Raw genomic sequence first — 18,557 nt, 5'->3', positions numbered from 1 at the left:
TCCGCGCACGTAACTTGGAAGGGCGAATAAGTTGACGTTTGGCACGCCCATCGACTTGGCCGATTTCGATGTACCGGGACGGGGAAGGGGAATCCTCGACATCTTCCGCCGAGGTTATCTCCTTCGCTTGCTGGTCCGAAAGGGAACAGCGACCCGCTACCGCAACTCGGTACTCGGATGGGTCTGGTCGTACGTCAAACCCTCGGCGCAGTTCGTCATCTATTACTTCGTCATGGGAGTGATCCTCAAACTCGATCGAAACATCGAGAACTTCCCGATCTACCTCTTCTCGGGCGTGGTCGCCGTCAACTTGTTCAACGAGGCGTTCGGAAACGCGACAACGTCGATCGTCGACAATCGTGCCCTCGTCAAGAAGATTTACCTCCCACGAGAGCTGTTTCCCGTGGCGTCGGCGATCATCGCGTTCATTCATTTCCTTCCGCAGGCAGCGATCTTGTTGCTCGTCTGTCTCATCGTCGGCTGGAGCCCTACGTTGCTCAGCATTGGCGGTGTGCTCCTGGCGATGCTGATCGTGCTGTTCTTCGCTCTCGGCCTGGGATTGTTCTTCAGCGCGCTGAACGTGCGGTTCCGCGATGCGCAGAACTTCGTCGACCTCATCAAGATGTTCTCGACGTGGACCTCGCCCGTGCTGTACAGCTGGATTCTCGTGCAGGAGGCTCTGGCGAATCACTCCTGGCTCTTCACCGTCTACACGTGGAACCCGCTCACGATCGCGGTAGAGCTCTTCCATCAGGGGTTCTGGGCAGGCACCACTGAGCCCGTCCCGGCCGGTCAACCGGACCCCAGCATTCTCCCCGGGTTCGGTAGTGCCCTCCTGGTTGCTCTGATCATCTGCGTGGCCATGACGATCATCGGGCAGTTCACCTTCCGCCGCTTCGAGCGCTCATTCGCACAGGACCTGTGATGCCCCATATCATCTCTCAGACCGAAGCCCGTCCGAGCATCATCGTCGAGCACGTGTCGAAACGATTCCTGAAGCGAAACACGCACTCCTTCAAGGAGGCGTTCGTCGGATGGATCCGTGGTAAGAAGGTGAGGGCCGACAAATTTTCTGCACTGGACGACATCAGCTTCCAGGTCGGCGAAGGTGAGTCGGTCGCGATCATGGGACTCAACGGTTCTGGCAAGTCGACGACTCTCAAGTTGATCTCCGGTGTGTTGGAACCCGACAGCGGGAACGTCTACACCCGAGGTAGAGTGGCCGGTTTGATCGAAGTGGGAGCCGGATTCCATCCGGAGTTGTCGGGACGGGAGAACGTCTACCTGAACGCCGCGATCCTCGGGATGTCGGAGAGCGAGATCGACGAGCGGTTCGACGAGATCGTTGAATTCTCCGAGATCGGCGAGTACATCGATCAGGAAGTCAAGCACTACTCCTCCGGAATGTTCATGCGCCTCGCGTTTTCGGTCGCGATCCATGTCGAACTCGACATCTTGCTGGTCGATGAGGTTCTCTCCGTCGGAGACGCCCCTTTCCGTGCGAAATGTTCGGCGAAGATCAAGGAGCTCACGTCGCAAGGCGTGACGATGCTCGTGGTCAGTCACAATGCGAACATGGTTCGCGATCTATGTGATCGCGGTGTGGTCATCAAAAAAGGCAAGAAGATCTTCGACGGTCCGGTCAATGACGCCGTCGAGGCGATGACGGCATGATGCAGATCACGTCCGAGCGGATCGTTCTCGACCCCTTCACTCTGTTCGACTCCAAGGTCGTCGATGTCCGGTTCGATGGGCACAGGGTCTGGTCGGCAAGCGTGCCCTACGCGACGGATGGCGAGATCGCACTCCGTTGGCCGAAGGCGCTGCGGATCCGGCTCTCGGGAGTGACGGACGTCTCGATCACCGACTCGGCGACGGGACGGGTCATCGACTCCGCTGAGGCCGTGTCGTTCGGTTCCAGTAAGGACAGGCTCGCGCTCACCGATGCCCGCGGGAGATGGCTGGCGATGACGAAGTGGGATCGGCTCGGCCCGGTCCTCGACGGCCGTTCCGACGATCTCGGCGCGATCCTGCTGCAGAACGGACGTCGGCTGGTCGACGACCTCACGTCGGATGGCCACGAGGTCTACATCGTTGGCGGAACGCTACTCGGAATCGTCAGGGACGGCGGGCTGCTCCCGCATGATGACGATCTTGATCTGGCCTTCTATTGTCACGCGGACAACCCGCTGGACATCGGTCTCGTCTCCTACCGGATGGAGCGCGCGCTCCAGTCCCGTGGATACACGGTCGTGCGGCACAGCCTTGCCCATCTGGAGATCGAGTTCTTCAACAGCGCCGGAGAACCGGACCACTACATCGACATCTTCACCGGGTTCTTCAGAGACGGCCAGTATTGCCAGCCCTTCGCTCTCAGGGGCCCGGAGATCCTGCCGGAGGATCTCGTTCCCACCCGTCCACGAGAGATCGAGGGCGTCGAGCTCCCGGAGCCCGCGAATCCCACCGCGTGGCTGTCTTACGCGTACGGTCCGGGATGGCGTGTCCCCGATCCCACCTTCAAGTTCGTCACCCCGCGATCGACTCGTGCCCGATTCGAGGCGTGGTTCGGGGTCTTCAACCGCGGCCGAGTGTACTGGGACAAGCACTACCTCGGGTACGAGACTCCGATGGGCTTCACGGACGCTCGGCGCCCCGTGGAGCGTTTCCTCGCAGACGTTCCTGCCGGGGCCCGAATCCTCGACCTCGGTTGCGGCGACGGGCGTTGGTCCCATGAACTCGCTTCGTCCGGTCACGCCGTGACCGGCGTGGATTACAGCCATGAGGCGCTCCGCATCGCTCGATCTGCGCAGGGTGAGTCCGAGGTGGATTTCCGTTATCTAAACCTCAATGACCGAGCATCCGTGCTCGAGTTCGGTGCGTGGATGCTGGGTACGGGCCAGGAGTGGTGCGTCTTCGCTCACCACTCGTTGCAGGCGCTCACTAAGGCGAACCGGCAGAACGTCATGCTCCTCCTGGACCTGGTGCTCAGAGGAAGCGGTTTCGCGGATCTCTCCAGCGACGAGAACCTCAGCGGACACTACGAGCGGGGGAAGCCGTCGACGTGGCATCTGCCGCAGCGGTGGTTGGTGGAAGAAGCCGATGGGCACCCGCTCGCGATCGACATCATCGACAGGCGGCGTCGCCGGGATCGTAAAGACACCCGAGAGGTGTACACGGCGCGCATCCGTCGTACCAGCGGCATCGTCCGTGCGGGAGATCAGGCGTTCGTGCGGGAGCGTCGTGAACTGAAGAAGACCGAGGAGTAGTCATGCGGAAGATTCTGAGAAAGCTCGCCATGCTCATCGCGCCGACGGCGTATGGGAAGCTGCAGCGTTTCGACCCCGACAAGCCTGTCGCTGCGAGCGCTGAGGTGAGCGAGGAGCTGATCGCTCGGGTCGCCGAGCTTGAGCTTCAGCTCAAGGAAGTGCGTCAGGACAACCGTCGGGTCGCGGAGCTCTACGATCTCGTCTTCGAACGGCTGCGCGAGGACAACCCTCTCATCCAGAAGTGAGTGGGTGTCGGTCCGGACTCACTTACTCGGATCGCCACTGCGGGACGGTGCGGAGACCGCGTGCGGAGACGCGGTAGTCCCGTGCGCCGCCGGGGAATCGAGCGCCGAGCCGGATGATCGGCTCATCGCCTGCGTCCATCTCCACCCACGCACTGCCGTTCCTGGTCACGAGCAAGGCGTCGACGTGACGACTCGGGGCGGTCTTCTTTCGGAGACCGACCCGGCGGACTGCTGAACTCGGGATGCCGACATCACGGCGATCCCTCACGGGAATGCGGAGAGAGATCGCCGCTGCGCCAGCTTCGATCTCGTCGACGTCGACCTGGATCGACACGCGTCCGCCGATCGATTCGACCGTACCTGTGGGTCGCAGAAGTGCTCCGATATCGGAGGGCGAGAGGTCGAGAACGAGCCGATCGGCACCCACGGCGTACGCCGCCCAGACACCGTCCGCGGACAGACGCACAGCGGGGGGCAGCGCTCCGCGGAGCATCGGCTGACGACGTTGGGTCCCGAGTACGCAACGAGCGGTCAGATCCCAGACATTGTCGTCGAGTTTCCGCCCCAAAGCTGCGTTGGACGGATCGATCACGGCGCTGGCATCGACACCGAAGCCGAACTGCTCTTCCGTTCGCGTCCACATCGTGCTCGAACTCGGCACGAGCCAGCCGATGCGCGTGACATCCGAACGGACGCCGACGGCGACGGCAGCGGAATCGATCTCGTGCGTGACATCGAGCTGATCCGCCGCGAACATTCGTGTGAAGGGCTCGGAGAGGTCCTTGAAGATGCGTTGCCCATCGGAGCGCAGCGAATGAGGGCGACCGTCGGCGCCCTTCCACGTCACGCCGAGATCGAGATGAAGCTTGCCTCCGCTCCACCGCATGCTCGTCGCGCGGGGAACGGGACCGATGACCGGATCCTCGCGGATGAGTCGATCGAGCGCGTGGGGATGACCCGCGCGAAGCAACTCGGCACGGAGACGCCACGTGACATCCAGGCAGGCGTCGTCCTCCTCGGAGAAGTGGTCGGCCTGGATGCGACGCCCGTGCTCGAAGATAAGCTTCCGGATCTCGGGCTTCCGCTCGACGTAGTAGCCGTTGAACGCGTCCATCAGACGCGAACGATACTGGTGCTCGCGCAAGAGCCTCCGCTCGGCCTCGAGGCCGGGGGACGCAAGCCCCTCGTCGATCGCGATAATCACTTCATTGAGCCAGTGCCACCATTCCGGTCGCGCCCGACGGAAGGTCGTCGAGCCACTGCCGGCGGTGGTGAACCAGTGATAGTACGGCGTGGATGCCAACGTCGAGACGACCGTCGATCGCGCGAGCACCTCCACGTTGAAGAAGATGTCTTCCCAGAGGACACGTCCGCCTTCACGGAACCGGATGCCGTGCTCGATGAGGAGCTCGCGACGGTACAGTTTGTGGGGATTCGTCGGGGTGAGCGCACCGTAGGGAAGTCCAGCCCCCAGAACCTGTGGCATGTCTTCGGGAAACTGGTCGATGGCCCAACCTGCGTCGTCGGTTCGGGCTTCCTTGCCGTTGAGCACGTCGGCGGCGTGAGCGTGCGCGTATCCGTATCCGTCTCTCAACGCATCGGGGAACAGTTCGTCGTCGTGGTCCATGAACGCCACGTACTCACCTCGAGCGAGCTCGATCCCAGTGTTTCGAGGCCGGCAGGGCCATCCGGAGTTCTCGATTCGGGTCACGCGGTAGTTCGGTCGTGAACGGGCGATTTCGCCCAGGCGCTCATAGGTATCGTCGGGGGAACCGTCATCGACGAAGATCACTTCCCACTCATCGGCAGGCAGGGACTGCGCATCGAGGGAAGCGACGAGGCGGTCGAGGCCCGCGCCGGAACGATAAGTGGCGACGACGATCGATACCTTCGGCTGTGCCGAGTTCATCTCACTCCACTTCCTCAGCCGCGATCAGATGATCGACGATAAGCCTGGCGGTTCCGAGGTCGTGAGGGGTCGTGATCTTGATGTTGTTGACGTCGCCGAGAAGAATCCGGGAGGGAACCCCCATGAACTCGTGCACCAGATCTGCGTCGTCGCTCACCCGCTGATAGTTCGACTTCACCGCTCGCTTATAGGACTTCTTCAACAGCTTGCGCTGAAACGCCTGTGGTGTCTGGCCGAGCCACGAGTGCGATCGATCGAGTGAGCCTTCGATGAAGCCATCATCACCGACGAGCTTCACCTGCACCGTGCTGGGCGTGCCGAGCATCGCGGCTCCGTCTTCGATCGCCGCATCGAGGACGGAGCGGATCAGTTGCTCCGTCACGAACGGACGCACCCCATCGTGCACGAGGACGACATCCCCGGTCGTCGCTTTGAGCCCCTTCTTCGCACTCAGGTGCCGCTCCTCGCCGCCGATCACGAGCGTCACTGGAAGCTTCGCCTTGTCGATGAGGATCTTTCGATACGTCTCCTCATTCTCCGCGCTGATGGTCACGATGATCTCATCGATGAACGGGAGCGCGACGGCCCGTACCGTGCGCTCGAGCACGGTCATCCCGCCGAGCTCGACCAACAGCTTGTTGCTCCCGAAGCGGGTGCCCTTGCCGGCGCAGGTCACGATCGCCGAAATCGAATGTCCCTTGTACACGGTCAGTCTCTCTTCTGCTTCAGGGATGAGGTGAAGCGTCGCAATGATTCGAGCTCAGCTTCTTCGCTGAGCAGGTAGCCGGCCTCGCCTCCGAAGAGTTCCGAATGGCGAGTTGTCATGTTCCGCGTGTACATCCGCGCGAAGGGCGATTCGGGTTCGGGCGGCACCTGGCCGGAGATGTCACGGCCGAAGACCTCTCGGGCGAGGAGTTCGTTCGAGATCGGCGGCGTGGCGATGTTCACGGCATCAAGGTCGTTCTCGAGGGCGAGAGAGATGTGATCCCAGAGATCGCGAACGTCGTAGTGCTGGAACTCGTTGCCCGGGCGGATGTGCTCGACCCTGTAATCGTTCGCGAGGTCGTAGACGACGCCCTTCTTGAGGTTCGCACCGTACAACTGCGGCAGGCGGATGATCGTCGTGTCCAGTGCCTCCCCGAAGCGTCGTTCCTGGTGGAGCCGATTCGCACCATAGGGGGTGAGACCCGCAGCCGAGAGCGGAGCGGATTCATCGGGCGAACCCCCCTCCGGGTAGACACACACCGTCGAGATCAGGACGAGTTTGCGGATGCGTGCTTGAAGCACGATGTCGATGAGGGTGTCGATCTCGGCGAGATCCGCGGCGCCGTCGGTGTTGATACGGAAGGAGTCGGCGCGATTGGCCGCACTCACGACGACGTCGTACTCCTTGCCTGCGATCTCATCGATGTTCTTGGAATTGTAGAGGCCGTCGAATGAGTGGGAATTGCTTAGGTTCGAACCGACAAACCCCGTGAAACCGATCAGAGCAGACCGCATAAAGACCCTTCTTCAGACGTCGGGACCGTTGTCAACAGTGTACGTGGGCCCCCTGAGTGCCGTTCGGAGGCTGGCCGTACCTACGCGAGCTGGGCCATGTACTCCGCCAGCGACCGATACGCGTCGGCCGGCGCGAATCCGGTCGTCTGGATCTTCGCCAGATCGAGGACGCTGTTGCGGGGGCGAGGGGCCACCGGGCCGGTCGCCGAGGCGAAGTAGTCCTCGGTGCTGACGGCCATCACACGCGCGGGGTCGTGGCCGGAGAGACGGAAGACCTCGCGGGCGACATCGGCCCAGGACCGGGCATCGCCCGATCCGGTCACGTTGTAGACGCCGTAGGCGGCATCCGATGCGTAGAGGTGCGCGATCGCGTCCGCGATGTCCGCGGTGAAGGTGAGGCGCCCGAACTGGTCGCCCACGACCCGCGGGTCGATTCCGCGCTCCGCGAGCGAGTGCATCGTGCGGACGAAGTTGCCTCCGTCGCCGATCACCCAGGAGGTGCGCACGACGTAGTGCCGCGAGGCCGTGGATGCGGCGAGGTCGCCGGCCGCCTTGGTCTGGCCGTAGACACCGAGCGGGCGCAACGGGGCGTTCTCGTCGTAGGCGCCGTCGAACGTTCCGTCGAAGACGTAGTCGCTCGACACGTGCACCAGGGTGATGCCGTGATCGTCGGCGACACGGGCGAGCGCGGCGACTGCGGTCGCGTTCGCCGCCCACGCCTGCTCTCGGCCCTCAGGAGTCTCAGCAAGGTCGACCGCGGTGTACGCGGCGGCGTTGACGATCAGACCGTAGTCGCGCCAGCGCCGAGCGGACGAAAGGTCCGAAGCGGTCACATCGATGTCGTCGCGTGTGGCGTACTCGATGTGGGCGGCATCTCCGAAACGAGCGCGCAACGCGAGTCCCAACTGGCCGGACGCCCCGAGGACGAGGATGCGCTTCGGCGGGATCGGGGTGACGTCGGCGAGCCGAGGGTGCGCCTTGTCCTTCTCCGAGATCTCGACGTCGGCGAGCGGGATGGGCCACGCCACCGCGGCCGTCTCGTCCGCGAGGTTCAGGAAGGAGTACGACGCATCGGGGGACCAGTGGTCGTTGACGAGATAGGTGTACGCCGTGTCAGCCTCGAGCGTCTGGTACGAGTTGCCCACGCCTCGGGGCACGTAGATCGCCCGAGACGGGTCGATCTCCGTGGTGAACACGGTGCCGAAGGTCGGTCCTTCGCGCAGGTCGACCCACGCGCCGAAGATGCGCCCGGTCGCCACCGAGACCCACTTGTCCCACGGCTCCGCGTGGATGCCACGCGTCGTGCCGACGGCGTCGTTGAACGAGATGTTGTTCTGCACCGGGCCGAAGTCCTCGAGCCCGAGCGCCAGCATCTTCTCGCGCTGCCAGTTCTCCTTGAACCATCCGCGCGAGTCCCCGTGGACGGGCAGTTCGAACATGACGAGGCCCGGGATGGGCGTCTCGATCCGTTCGAGCTGCTTCCCGAACGCGGTGCTCACTGGCCCTTGCCCGCGTAGAACGCCTCGACGGCGTCCTTGGACGGCGCCCACCAGGCTTCATTGTCGCGGTACCACTGGATCGTCGAGGCGAGTCCGGCCTCGAAGTCCGAGAACTGCGGAGCCCAGCCGAGCTCGTCGCGCAGCTTGCTCGAGTCGATCGCGTAGCGGAGGTCGTGGCCCGCGCGGTCGGTGACGTGGTCGTACGCGTCCGCGGGCTGGCCCATCTCGGTGAGGATCAGCTCGACGACGGACTTGTTGTCCTTCTCGCCATCGGCGCCGATGAGGTACGTCTCGCCGATCGCGCCCTTCTCGAGGATCGTCAGCACGGCCGAGGAGTGGTCGTCGGCGTGGATCCAGTCGCGGACGTTCTGCCCGGCCCCGTAGAGCTTCGGGCGGATGCCGCGGATCACGTTCGTGATCTGACGCGGGATGAACTTCTCGACGTGCTGGTACGGGCCGTAGTTGTTCGAGCAGTTCGAGATCGTCGCCTGGACGCCGAACGACCGCACCCACGCGCGCACGAGCAGATCGCTGCCCGCCTTGGTGGAGGAGTACGGCGACGAGGGGTTGTAGGGAGTCGACTCGGTGAACCGCTCGGGATCATCGAGCTCGAGGTCCCCGTAGACCTCGTCGGTCGAGATGTGGTGCAGGCGCACGTCGTGGCGTCGTGCCGCCTCGAGCAGCGTGTACGTGCCGATGATGTTGGTGTCGAGGAACGGCCGGGGGTCGTTCAGCGAATTGTCGTTGTGCGACTCCGCGGCGTAGTGCACCACGGCATCCGTCTCGGCGAAGAGGCCGTCGACCAGGCCGGCATCCGTGATGTCGCCGTGGACGAACGTGAGCCGATCCTCGGGGAGTCCCTCCAGCGACCGCCGGTTCCCGGCGTAGGTGAGGGCGTCGAGCACCGTCACGTGATGCTCGGTGTTCTCGATCACGTGGTGAACGAAGTTGGAGCCGATGAAACCGGCTCCTCCGGTGACGAGCAGACGGGTCATGCGTGGCCTCTCTTGAGGATGTCGAGCAGATAGGCGCCGTAGCCGGACTTGACGAGCTTCTCGGCGCGTTCGCGCAGTTCGTCGTCGGTGAGGAAGCCCTGGCGCCAGGCGACCTCCTCCGGCATCCCGATCTTCATGCCCGTACGGCGCTCCATCGTGCGCACGTACTCGGCGGCGTCGGTCATCTGGTCGAACGTTCCCGTGTCGAGCCAGGCGGTGCCGCGCGGGAGGACCTCGACCTGGAGCTTGCCGCGCTCGAGGTACTCGCGGTTGATGTCGGTGATCTCGTACTCGCCGCGGGCGCTGGGCGCCAGGTTGCGAGCGATCTCGATCACGTCGTTGTCGTAGAAGTAGAGGCCGGGAACGGCGTAGTTGCTCTTGGGGGAGGCGGGCTTCTCCTCGAGCGAGACCGCGCGTCCTTCGGCGTCGAACTCGACGACACCGTAGGCCTCGGGCTCGGCGACCCAGTAGGCGAAGACCGCTCCGCCGTCGATGTTCTCGAATCGCTGCAGGCGGCTGCCGAGGCCCGGGCCGTAGAGCAGATTGTCGCCCAGGACCAGGGCGACCGAGTCGTCGCCGATGAAGTCCGCGCCGATCGTGAACGCCTGCGCGAGTCCGTCCGGAGAGGGCTGCTGAGCGAACGTCAGGTTCACACCGAACTGCGATCCGTCGCCGAGGAGGCGCTCGAAGTGCGCAGCGTCGTGCGGCGTCGTGATTACGAGGATGTCCTTGATCCCCGCCAGCATCAGCGTCGAGAGCGGGTAGTAGACCATCGGCTTGTCGTAGACCGGGATCAGCTGCTTGGAGACGCCCAGCGTGATCGGGTGCAGACGCGTGCCGGACCCGCCGGCGAGAATAATGCCTTTCACGCCTCTATGTTGTCATACCGAGCCTGGATCGCCCGTGTCAGGGACGCCCCGGGGTGCGCTCACCGAGATCGCAGCCCCGCCGGGATATCCTGGGTCGGTTGTCGGTGAGAGGGTCTGGAACACATGGAAATGCTCGAACTGCTCTGGCCTGCCGCCGTGCTTCTCGCGCTGTACGCCGTTTTGGGCGGAACGTTGGCCTGGCTGATCGGACTGCGCGGGCTCTGGGCCGTGGCCGCCGCACCGGCGTTCGCCATGACCGTGGTGGGGGGTGCGAGTCTGCTCGCCGGCTTCGCCGGGATCGGCTGGTCGATCGTGCCGTGCCTTGTCCTGGCTGCGGTGATCGGCGTGGGGATCCACCTCGTGCGCCGCCGCGGACGGCGTGGTGCGACCTCCTCGCCGTCGACGTCGAGGTGGTGGACCATCGGCGCCGCTGTCGCCGCAGCGGTGGTCATCGGACTGCAGATCTTCGCCGTGATCGGTCAGCCGTCGGCGATCTCGCAGACCTTCGACAACGTGTTCCACCTCAACGCCATTCGCTACATCATGGACACCGGTGCCGCCTCGCCCCTCGAACTCGGGCAGATGACGAGCCCGAACGGCGGAGTTCCGTTCTATCCGTCGGCCTGGCACGCGACCGCGGCCATCGTGGCGCAGCTGAGCGGGGTCGGCATCCCCGCCGTCGTGAACGCGCAGACGCTCGTGATCGCCGCGGTCATCTGGCCGGTGAGCGCCATGCTCCTGGCGCGGACGCTCATGGGGAAGTCGGCGACCGTCACCGTCACCGCTGCGATCGTGAGCTGCGCCATCCCGATGTTCCCGATCCTGCCGATGGACTACGGCGTCCTCTACCCGTTCCAGCTCGCTCTCGCCGTGGTCCCCGTCACGGTGGCGGCGACGGCATCCGCCTTCGGAATCGGAACATCGGCGAAGGACCTCGCGCCGGGCTGGTGGGGTTTCGTCGCGCTCGGCGCGATCCCCGGCGTCGCCCTCGCGCACCCGGGCGGATTCGTCGCCTGGCTCGCGTTCTCGGTGCCGATCGTTCTCGTCTTCGTGGTGCGCCTGTGGCGCGCGCATCGATCCGGTCGGGTTCGCGCGGCACTCGCCGCCGGCGTCCTCGCTTACTTCGGCGTCGGTGTTCTCCTGCTCATGGTGCTGCGCCCGCCGCTCCCGACCCGCGGGTGGCCGACGGCCCTCACTCCCGGACAGGCGGCGCTCGAAGTCGCCCAGGTGTCGATGTTCTACGGCACGATCGCGATCGGTGTCGCGATCGCCGTGCTCCTCGGCCTCTTCTGGGTTCTGAAGGAGCGCAGTGAGGCGTTCGTGGTCGGTGCGGCTCTCTGGGCGATCGGCGCGATCCTTTTCATCGTCGTCATCTCACTGCCCATCGGTCCCATCCGGGATGCGCTGACGGGGAGCTGGTACAACAACTGGCCGCGTCTGGCCGCGGTGTTCGGGATCGCGCTGGTCCCGCTCGCGACCCTGGGGATCGCGCGCACGGTCGAGGCGATCGGGCGGCTCTGGTCGCGGGCCCAGCCCGACGGACATCTCCTGCGCGTGATAGCCGGCGTCGTCGCTGCCGCGATCGGCTTCGTGGTCCTGCCGCTTCCCGCCATCCCGGCCGCCGTCGCGCAGGCGCAGATCCGCTTCGTGCTGGACGAGGGTTCTTCCCTCATCAGCTCGGACGAGATGGCCCTGCTCGAACGCCTCCCCGAGCACGTCCCCGCAGGCTCCGTGGTCGCCGGTAACCCGTACACCGGCACCGCACTCGCATACGCGATCGGGGGGCGTCAAGTGCTCATGCCGCACATCCTGGTGGACGTCTCCGACGATGCGGCGACCATCAACGACCACCTCGCCGACGCCGAGTCGATGCCCGCCGTGTGCGATGCGGCCGAGGCGCTCGACGTCCGGTTCGTCCTCGATTTCGGGGATCGGGAGGTGCACGGCGGATCGCATCCGCTCGCAGGCCTCGAGGATCTCGAGGAATCGGGAGCGGTGCGCCTGGTCGACAGCCAGGGCGATGCCAGACTGTACGAAGTGACCGCCTGCGGTCTCGGCTGAACACGGAGAGACTTCCCTCATGAGCGACACCACGCGCATCGATCGCGTCCTGGTCCTCGTCCCCGCGTGGAACGAGGAGCGCAGTGTCGGCGACACCGTGCGCGAGATCCGTGCGGCCTCGTCGCGGTACGACGTCGTCGTGATCGACGACGGGTCGACCGATGACACGGCCGAGGTAGCCCGAGCCGCCGGCGCGGCCGTGCTCTCCCTGCCCTTCAACCTGGGGGTGGGCGGTGCGATGCGCACCGGGTTCACCTATGCGGCGCGCGAGGGCTACGGAGCCGCGATCCAGGTGGATGCCGATGGGCAGCACGACCCCGTCGACATCGATCGGGTGCTCGCCGGCCTGGAGTACGCCGACATCTCGATCGGCGCGCGCTTCTCCGACGTCGGCGACTACTCGGTGCGCGGCCCCCGGCGCTGGGCCATGGTCTTCCTCGCCTCGGTGGTCTCGCGCATCGCCAAGACGCGGTTGACCGATGTGACGAGCGGTTTCCGCGCGGCGAACACCCGCGCGATCGCCCAATACGTGCACTATTACCCGGCCGAGTATCTCGGTGACACCCTCGACTCACTCGTCGCCGCGCTGCATGCCGGGCTGACGGTCACGCAGGTCGGCGTCGCGATGCGCCCGCGTGCACATGGCAATCCCAGCCAGGGGCCGCTCGGTTCCACCGTCTACCTGCTGAGGTCGGTGTTCGCGCTGCTGCTCGCCGCGATGCGACGTACGGGCTCACGGCGGCAGGAGGAACGCGCATGATCGTCTTCGTCGGGATCGCTCTCGCCGTCCTGATCCTCGTGATCGTGCTGTGGATGCTCCTCACGCGCAAACTGCGCGAGAAGTACGCGGTCCTCTGGCTGGTGATCGCCGTCTCGGTGCTCATCGTCGGGCTGTTCCCCGGCCTGCTGGGCGGGCTCACGGCGTTGCTCGGTGTGCAGGTCCCCTCGAACCTGCTCTTCGCGACCGCGATCCTCCTGCTCCTCGGCGTCGCCCTGCACCTCTCGTGGGAGCTCAGCCAGGTCGAGGAGGAGACGCGGCGACTCGCGGAGGAAGCCGCCATCCTCCGCACGCAGCTGGAGAGCGTCGAGGGCCGGCTCGCGAAGCTCGAGGCTCCCCGGACGGGGTCGGACGGCGAACCCTCCTGACGGGGCGTCAGCGCCGAGGCGCGGTGACCGCCCGAGCGACGGCGCGCCGGCCACCGCTGAGTGCTCCGCCGATCCAGCTCGCCCGGTACTCCCAGGTGAAGCGCTCGGGGACGATCTCCCGTGCGCGTCCCGCACGGAGCAGCGACAGCGCGGTGCGCAGCCTGCGGGAGCGACCGAAGGCCAGCTCCTGACGGGAATCGGTCGCGGCGTCGGTGCGACGCGCGGCGAGGGTGTCGACCATCAGTTGGCGCCAGCCCACGTAGGCCCAGAACGTCATCCGGAAGATCGACCGCGGGCTGCGTGAACCCTCGAAGCGCTGGGACTGCGCGAGCACGTTGGTGATGGAACTGCGGATGCTTCCGCTGCCCAGCCTGCTCGGGTCGCCGAACACGTTCGCATCGTGCTGGACGTAGTCCTGGACGACGTCGTCGATGATGCGGGTGCCCCGGTGCGCCGACGCGACGACGGCGAGCCAGTGATCGTGCGCGGCCGCCCGAGTCGAAGCTCGGGGGAACGGCAGCGCGGTCGGAAGTACCTCGGGGTGGAACACGCAGAGCGAGCCGGTGAACTCGTTGGAGAGGATCGTGAAGATCGCGCCGTGGTCGTGACGCGTCGTACGGCCCGTCTCCACTTCGGAGGGGTACGAGACGAGCCGGGCCTGGGCCGAGACGAGAGAGACCTCGTCGAGGTGCGGGAGGAGCTTCTCGATCTTGTCCGCGTCCCAGCGGTCGTCCTGGTCGCAGAGGGCGATCCACTCGCTCCGCTCGTCGACGGCGAGGAGGCCGCGTTCGAAGTTCAGGTAGAAACCGAGTCGCGTGCCGTCGCCGACGATGCGGAATCGGGCGTCTCCCTCGGTGATCTCCGCGACCAGCGCGGCGATCGGTTCGGGTTCGCCGTCGACCGAGATCACGCATTCCCACTCGCGGACCGTCTGCGCCTGCAGCGACGTCAGCTGCCGGCGGAAGAGCTCGGGGTCGGGGGAGTAGGCGGCCAGCACGATCGTGCCGAAGGGATGTGTCGACACAGGCGGCCTTCCGGGTCTGCGGGGATTGAACAGCGAATGAAGCTAGTCTAAATCCGCCATGCTCGTGATTCCCTTCTCCGTCCGTCGTCCGGTGCGTCTCGGATGAGTGCTTACCCCGTGTGGGCGGTATTCTCGACGTTCCGTCCCGGTGACGCCGCTCTGGACGCCGTCTCCTCCGTCGCCGAACAGGTCGAGGGAGTGATCGTCGTCGACGACGGCTCGGGGCCCATCGCCGAGGCGGTGCTCGACACGCTCGAGAGCGCGGGGGCGATCGTCGTTCGCAGGCCCGACAACGACGGCATCGCGGCGGCGCTCAATGACGGGATCGCACGCGCGCTCGACGCCGGTGCCGCCTTCGTGATCACCTTCGACCAGGATTCCCGGGTGGCGGAGGGGTTCGTCCGGAACCTCGTCTCCGCCCATGACGTCGCGACCCGTGCCGGTATCCGTGTCGGCCTCGTCGTGCCGGAGTACTTCGCCGGCGTGCGTCAGCAGACGGGGCCTGAGGCGACCTTCGGTGACGCCGCGAACGTCATCCAGTCGGGGATGCTGATCCCCGCAGCCGTGATCGCCGAGGAGGGACCCCTGCGGGAGGATTTCTTCATCGACCTCGTCGATATGGAGTTCGGCCTGCGGATCCGCGCCCGCGGTTGGCGTGTACTCGCCGCAGGAGGGGTGCGGATGGAGCACACGCTCGGCACCCGGTATCGGCGCGAGTTGTTCGGCCGCACGGTCGCGCTCCCGGGGGTCCCCGCGGAATTCAGCCTGAGCACGCCATTCCGTTACTTCTACCGCGTGCGGAACCGCCTGATCCTCAACCGCGAGTACTTCTTCTCCGCGCCGGGACAGATCATCCGGGAAACGCTGCTCGACGGCATCCACTTCGCGAACGCCTGGTGGGTCGCGAAGCCGCGCCGCGCCCTGGCGCGCGTGTACCGGGCCGCTCTCGTCGCCGCCGTGCGCGGTCGCATGGGGCGGATGCCGGACGCACTGATGCCGATCGCGGCCGAGATCCGGTGGGACGCCCCCGTGGTCGCGGAGGGGGAGAAGTGAGCGGGCCCATCCGGACGGCGGTCGGTCGTCTCAGCGGGTTCACGATCTCCGTCGGAGTCGTGACGCTGATCGGGATCGTCTCGATCCCGCTCCTGACCTCGTCCCTCGGGAAGTCGACCTGGGGCACGCTCGCACTCGTGCAGACCGTCTCGCAGTTCGGCGGCATCCTCGTGGCCTTCGGCTGGGGAGCGACGGGTGCGGCCACCGTCGCCGGCATCCCCATCGGGCAACGCCAAGCCTTCTATCGCACGTCGCTGCGCGCCCGCGCGTTGCTCTACGTGCTCGTGCTGCCGGTCATCGCCGTGATCCTGACTCTCCTCACACGCGGCGACGTGCTGATCTCGGTGCTCGGCGCCGCGGTCTACCTGCTTCCGCAGCTCGGGGCGATCTGGTACTTCACGGGCGAGGGGAAGCCGATGCGCCTGTTGCTCTGCGACACCCTCCCGACCGTCGCGGGAGGCATCGCCGGCGTGATCGGCGCCGTCGTCACGGGGGAACTCTGGGTCTACCTCGTCGCGCAGGGCCTCGGCTTCATCGGTGCTGTCGTGCTCGACGCCGTCGTCGTACTGCGAGGGTCATTCGGGGTCGCGCACACTCCGGTTCCCCTGCGCACTGCGCTGAGCGGGCAACGGCACGCCGTGTCGGCGACGTTCGTCAGCGGTCTGTACGTCACCCTGCCGATGGTGGCCGTGCAGGCGTTCCTCCCCGGGCTTCAGCCGATGTACGCGTTCGCCGACCGCCTCTTCAAGTACGCGTCGGTCGCCCTGCTCCCCATCCAGCAGTACTTCCAGAGCTGGGTGCCCGACCCCGAAGCCGACTTCCGTCGCCGTGCCCGGATCGCGACCGTCGCCGCCATGCTCATCGGCGTCGTCGGCGGCACGTGCATCGCGGTGCTGAGCCCCTGGGTCTCCACGCTCCTCTCGGTGGGGGAGATCAGCGTGCCGTGGCAGGTGTCGCTGCCCCTCGGCGTCGCCTTCGTGGGCATCGCCACGGCCGCCATCGTCGGCTACGCGTGCCTGGTCGTCGTCGGGCGCGTGCGCGCGCTCGCCGTGTCGACGCTCATCGGTGCGATCGTCGGAGCGCCGCTGATCCTCGTCTTCGCCGCAGCCGGATCCGTTCCGCTGGTGGCCTGGGCCGTGGCGGTCTCCGAGCTCTGCGTCGGCGGCTATCAGGTTCTCGTTCTGCGGCGGGAGCTGCGCAAGCCGATCACGGAGGTGGCGTCATGAGCGCGGTGCGGGTGAGCGTCTGCATGGCGACGTACAACGGCGAGCGGTTCCTCGGCCCGCAGATCGAGTCGATCCTGCGGGAGCTCGAACCCCAGGACGAGCTCGTCGTCGTCGACGACGCCTCGAAGGACGGAACCGTCGCCGCGCTGGAGGCTTTCGACGATCCGCGTATCCGCGTGCACGCACGCCAGGAGAACCGCGGGTACGTCAAGACGTTCGAAGAGGCTCTGGGGCGGGCGACCGGAGACATCCTGATGCTCTCCGATCAGGACGACGTCTGGGTGCCGGGGCGTCGCGCGCTGTTCGTGGCGGCGCTCGAGGACTCCGCCGTCGCGGCATCCAACCTGGTGCTGCTCGGTTCGGACGAACCGTTGCCGAACCCACTCACCCGTCGCCCGTGGCGGCTGCGCGCCGCGTGGTCCCGGCAGGGCACCCGTAACGCGCTGCGGATCTTCGCGGGCATGGCGCCGTATTACGGATGCGCGATGGCGATCCGCCGCGACGCCGTGGATCGAGTTCTTCCGTTCCCGGACTACCTCGACGAGAGCCACGACCTCTGGATCGCGCTCTTCGGCAACGCCCGCCGCACCATGGCGCACATTGAGACGGCGACGATCCGGCGACGCATCCACGACGCGAACGCATCGCCCTCCCGTCCACGTGGCATCGGAGCGGTGCTCCGCGCGCGCGTGATGCTGCTGCGTGCGTGGGGGAGCGCCCGCCGCCGCTGATCAGCGGAGGATGTGCCGCCAGAGGGCGCGGCGTCCGGCGGCATCGCCACGACGGAGCACCGTCGGCACCGTCGTGAGGGCGTGGAGCCGCGCGAACAGACGGGCCCGGGCGGCTCGGGCCGTCGATGGCCACCCCCGTGCATCCGCTCGACGCGCGGTCTCGAGGAAGAATCGACGGTCGTCGGTGAAGCGGGAGCCGTCGAGGATCGCCTTCTGCGAGGCGCTCTCGGTGTGCCGGCGATAGGCGAACACCTCTTCGTCGATCACGATGAGCGATCCGCCCGCGAACGCGATGTCGAGCAGGATCGCGAGGTCGAGCACGATGGGTAGGTCGTCGCGGAACTCGTGGGCCCGGATCGCCTCGGTGCGGAAGAGCAGCGAGGGCCAGTACAGCCAGTTCCCCCGCGTGAGGCTGGTGGCGAGCCGCTCGTTCGACAGCACGGCGTCGCCCGTTCGCGTGTCGGGGCGGAGCATTCGCTGCTTCACGCGATCGACGAGAGGCAGCGACGGTGCGCCGTTCTCGTCGATGACCCGCACGCCCGGCTGGAAGACGGCGGCATCCGGATGCCGCCGCACGGCGTCGCGCAGGGCGGCGACGTAACCCGGCAGGAGCAGATCGTCGCTGCCCAGCACCACGAGGTGATCAGCCGTCGCGAGCCTCACGCTGGCGCGGAAGTTCTCGATGATCCCGACGTTCACGTCGTTGCGCACGTACCGGACGCGCGGGTCGTCCATCTGCGCGAAGTACTCGGCCACGGAGGGATCGGGATACGCGTCGTCGATCACCGTCAGCCGCCACTCGGGATCGGTCTGCCCGAGCACGGATTCGACCGTCTGCCGCAGGAGCAGGGGGTCGCCCCAGAAGGGCAGCATGATATCGATGGTCATCGTGCCTCCAGCATACGAGCGAGCGGCGGTTCGGCTGCACGGCGCCGTGCGCGGCGAGACGGCGGCGAGTTCTGTCCCGGGTAGCATGGGTACGCTAACGGCCGCCCACCGACGGGTCCGGTCGCGACGGGTCCCTCGACGGGGA

At 66.2% G+C, this 18,557-nt stretch carries 18 protein-coding genes; 10 read left to right on the top strand and 8 right to left on the bottom strand.

The features are described 5' to 3' along the window. The first annotated feature begins 31 nt into the window (after nt 1-31). The 4 genes from ACI2JZ_RS04635 to ACI2JZ_RS04620 are packed head-to-tail and all read left to right on the top strand — an operon-like array spanning nt 32 to nt 3,511. Nucleotides 32-925: an ABC transporter permease gene (locus ACI2JZ_RS04635; protein ID WP_404596654.1), complete on the top strand. Its 894-nt coding sequence runs from the start codon at nt 32-34 to the stop codon at nt 923-925. Then, nucleotides 925-1,674, top strand: coding sequence for an ABC transporter ATP-binding protein (locus ACI2JZ_RS04630; RefSeq protein ID WP_404596653.1), 750 nt, complete (start codon nt 925-927; stop codon nt 1,672-1,674). Before ACI2JZ_RS04635 ends, ACI2JZ_RS04630 begins: the two co-directional genes overlap by 1 nt. Continuing rightward, nucleotides 1,671-3,266, top strand: a complete 1,596-nt coding sequence (locus tag ACI2JZ_RS04625; protein ID WP_404596652.1) for a class I SAM-dependent methyltransferase — start codon at nt 1,671-1,673, stop codon at nt 3,264-3,266. Before ACI2JZ_RS04630 ends, ACI2JZ_RS04625 begins: the two co-directional genes overlap by 4 nt. 2 nt (nt 3,267-3,268) lie before the next feature. Further along, on the top strand, nt 3,269-3,511 hold the full coding sequence (locus ACI2JZ_RS04620) for a DUF6752 domain-containing protein (RefSeq protein WP_404596651.1): 243 nt from the start codon (nt 3,269-3,271) through the stop codon (nt 3,509-3,511). 22 nt (nt 3,512-3,533) lie between these two features. Here ACI2JZ_RS04620 and ACI2JZ_RS04615 read toward each other — a convergent pair whose 3' ends face one another. From ACI2JZ_RS04615 to rfbA, 6 genes are all read right to left on the bottom strand, one after another. Continuing rightward, nucleotides 3,534-5,420, bottom strand: a complete 1,887-nt coding sequence (locus ACI2JZ_RS04615) for a glycosyltransferase family 2 protein (RefSeq protein WP_404596650.1) — start codon at nt 5,418-5,420, stop codon at nt 3,534-3,536. Nucleotide 5,421: 1 nt separating this feature from the next. Beyond that, a complete protein-coding gene (locus ACI2JZ_RS04610; protein ID WP_404596777.1) occupies nt 5,422-6,096 on the bottom strand; it encodes a 2-C-methyl-D-erythritol 4-phosphate cytidylyltransferase in 675 nt (224 codons plus the stop codon). A gap of 32 nt (nt 6,097-6,128) precedes the next feature. Beyond that, entirely contained in the window at nt 6,129-6,920 is a 792-nt protein-coding gene (locus ACI2JZ_RS04605; RefSeq protein WP_404596649.1) for an NAD-dependent epimerase/dehydratase family protein, read from the bottom strand. An 80-nt stretch (nt 6,921-7,000) separates the two neighbouring features. Then, nucleotides 7,001-8,419 (bottom strand): sugar nucleotide-binding protein, encoded by a 1,419-nt coding sequence (locus tag ACI2JZ_RS04600; protein ID WP_404596648.1) that lies wholly within the window; start codon nt 8,417-8,419, stop codon nt 7,001-7,003. After that, nucleotides 8,416-9,414, bottom strand: a complete 999-nt coding sequence (gene rfbB, locus ACI2JZ_RS04595; RefSeq protein ID WP_247632530.1) for a dTDP-glucose 4,6-dehydratase — start codon at nt 9,412-9,414, stop codon at nt 8,416-8,418. Before rfbB ends, ACI2JZ_RS04600 begins: the two co-directional genes overlap by 4 nt. After that, nucleotides 9,411-10,283, bottom strand: coding sequence for a glucose-1-phosphate thymidylyltransferase RfbA (rfbA, locus tag ACI2JZ_RS04590; protein ID WP_247622902.1), 873 nt, complete (start codon nt 10,281-10,283; stop codon nt 9,411-9,413). Before rfbA ends, rfbB begins: the two co-directional genes overlap by 4 nt. 123 nt (nt 10,284-10,406) lie before the next feature. On the opposite strand from rfbA, the gene ACI2JZ_RS04585 reads away from it, so the two are divergent. From ACI2JZ_RS04585 to ACI2JZ_RS04575, 3 genes are read left to right on the top strand one after another with little or no spacing between them, the layout of a single operon-like run. Continuing rightward, a complete protein-coding gene (locus tag ACI2JZ_RS04585; RefSeq protein ID WP_404596647.1) occupies nt 10,407-12,344 on the top strand; it encodes a DUF6541 family protein in 1,938 nt (645 codons plus the stop codon). 19 nt (nt 12,345-12,363) lie between these two features. Continuing rightward, nucleotides 12,364-13,104 carry a glycosyltransferase family 2 protein gene (locus tag ACI2JZ_RS04580; protein ID WP_404596645.1) on the top strand — a complete coding sequence of 247 codons (741 nt, stop codon included), beginning with the start codon at nt 12,364-12,366 and terminating at the stop codon, nt 13,102-13,104. Beyond that, nucleotides 13,101-13,490: a DUF2304 domain-containing protein gene (locus ACI2JZ_RS04575; RefSeq protein ID WP_247632526.1), complete on the top strand. Its 390-nt coding sequence runs from the start codon at nt 13,101-13,103 to the stop codon at nt 13,488-13,490. Before ACI2JZ_RS04580 ends, ACI2JZ_RS04575 begins: the two co-directional genes overlap by 4 nt. A 7-nt stretch (nt 13,491-13,497) precedes the next feature. On the opposite strand, the gene ACI2JZ_RS04570 is transcribed toward ACI2JZ_RS04575, so the two are convergent. Continuing rightward, nucleotides 13,498-14,514 (bottom strand): glycosyltransferase, encoded by a 1,017-nt coding sequence (locus tag ACI2JZ_RS04570; protein ID WP_404596644.1) that lies wholly within the window; start codon nt 14,512-14,514, stop codon nt 13,498-13,500. Between the two features lie 102 nt (nt 14,515-14,616). On the opposite strand from ACI2JZ_RS04570, the gene ACI2JZ_RS04565 reads away from it, so the two are divergent. The 3 genes from ACI2JZ_RS04565 to ACI2JZ_RS04555 are packed head-to-tail and all read left to right on the top strand — an operon-like array spanning nt 14,617 to nt 17,524. Further along, nucleotides 14,617-15,567 (top strand): glycosyltransferase, encoded by a 951-nt coding sequence (locus ACI2JZ_RS04565; RefSeq protein WP_404596643.1) that lies wholly within the window; start codon nt 14,617-14,619, stop codon nt 15,565-15,567. Continuing rightward, entirely contained in the window at nt 15,564-16,793 is a 1,230-nt protein-coding gene (locus ACI2JZ_RS04560; protein WP_404596641.1) for a lipopolysaccharide biosynthesis protein, read from the top strand. The genes ACI2JZ_RS04565 and ACI2JZ_RS04560 overlap by 4 nt, the downstream gene beginning before the upstream one ends. Beyond that, complete coding sequence (locus tag ACI2JZ_RS04555; RefSeq protein WP_404596639.1) at nt 16,790-17,524, top strand: glycosyltransferase; 735 nt, start codon at nt 16,790-16,792, stop codon at nt 17,522-17,524. Before ACI2JZ_RS04560 ends, ACI2JZ_RS04555 begins: the two co-directional genes overlap by 4 nt. Here ACI2JZ_RS04555 and ACI2JZ_RS04550 read toward each other — a convergent pair whose 3' ends face one another. After that, nucleotides 17,525-18,412, bottom strand: coding sequence for a glycosyltransferase family 2 protein (locus tag ACI2JZ_RS04550; protein WP_404596638.1), 888 nt, complete (start codon nt 18,410-18,412; stop codon nt 17,525-17,527). Nucleotides 18,413-18,557: the final 145 nt, after the last annotated feature.

It is taken from the genome of Microbacterium sp. NPDC087868, assembly GCF_044900755.1.
Lineage (GTDB): Bacteria > Actinomycetota > Actinomycetes > Actinomycetales > Microbacteriaceae > Microbacterium > Microbacterium galbinum.
The sequence above is the reverse complement of the archived record's forward strand: the minus strand, read 5'-3'. Positions and strand labels throughout refer to the sequence as shown.

Coding starts and splice junctions, on each gene's coding strand:
- ACI2JZ_RS04575 (WP_247632526.1), top strand. CDS start 13,101: ATGATCGTCTTCGTCGGGATCGCTCTCGCCGTCCTGATCCTCGTGATC.
- ACI2JZ_RS04565 (WP_404596643.1), top strand. CDS start 14,617: ATGAGTGCTTACCCCGTGTGGGCGGTATTCTCGACGTTCCGTCCCGGT.
- ACI2JZ_RS04625 (WP_404596652.1), top strand. CDS start 1,671: ATGATGCAGATCACGTCCGAGCGGATCGTTCTCGACCCCTTCACTCTG.
- ACI2JZ_RS04580 (WP_404596645.1), top strand. CDS start 12,364: ATGAGCGACACCACGCGCATCGATCGCGTCCTGGTCCTCGTCCCCGCG.
- ACI2JZ_RS04620 (WP_404596651.1), top strand. CDS start 3,269: ATGCGGAAGATTCTGAGAAAGCTCGCCATGCTCATCGCGCCGACGGCG.
- ACI2JZ_RS04615 (WP_404596650.1), bottom strand. CDS start 5,420: ATGAACTCGGCACAGCCGAAGGTATCGATCGTCGTCGCCACTTATCGT.
- ACI2JZ_RS04585 (WP_404596647.1), top strand. CDS start 10,407: ATGGAAATGCTCGAACTGCTCTGGCCTGCCGCCGTGCTTCTCGCGCTG.
- ACI2JZ_RS04550 (WP_404596638.1), bottom strand. CDS start 18,412: ATGACCATCGATATCATGCTGCCCTTCTGGGGCGACCCCCTGCTCCTG.
- ACI2JZ_RS04605 (WP_404596649.1), bottom strand. CDS start 6,920: ATGCGGTCTGCTCTGATCGGTTTCACGGGGTTTGTCGGTTCGAACCTA.
- rfbB (WP_247632530.1), bottom strand. CDS start 9,414: ATGACCCGTCTGCTCGTCACCGGAGGAGCCGGTTTCATCGGCTCCAAC.
- ACI2JZ_RS04630 (WP_404596653.1), top strand. CDS start 925: ATGCCCCATATCATCTCTCAGACCGAAGCCCGTCCGAGCATCATCGTC.
- ACI2JZ_RS04555 (WP_404596639.1), top strand. CDS start 16,790: ATGAGCGCGGTGCGGGTGAGCGTCTGCATGGCGACGTACAACGGCGAG.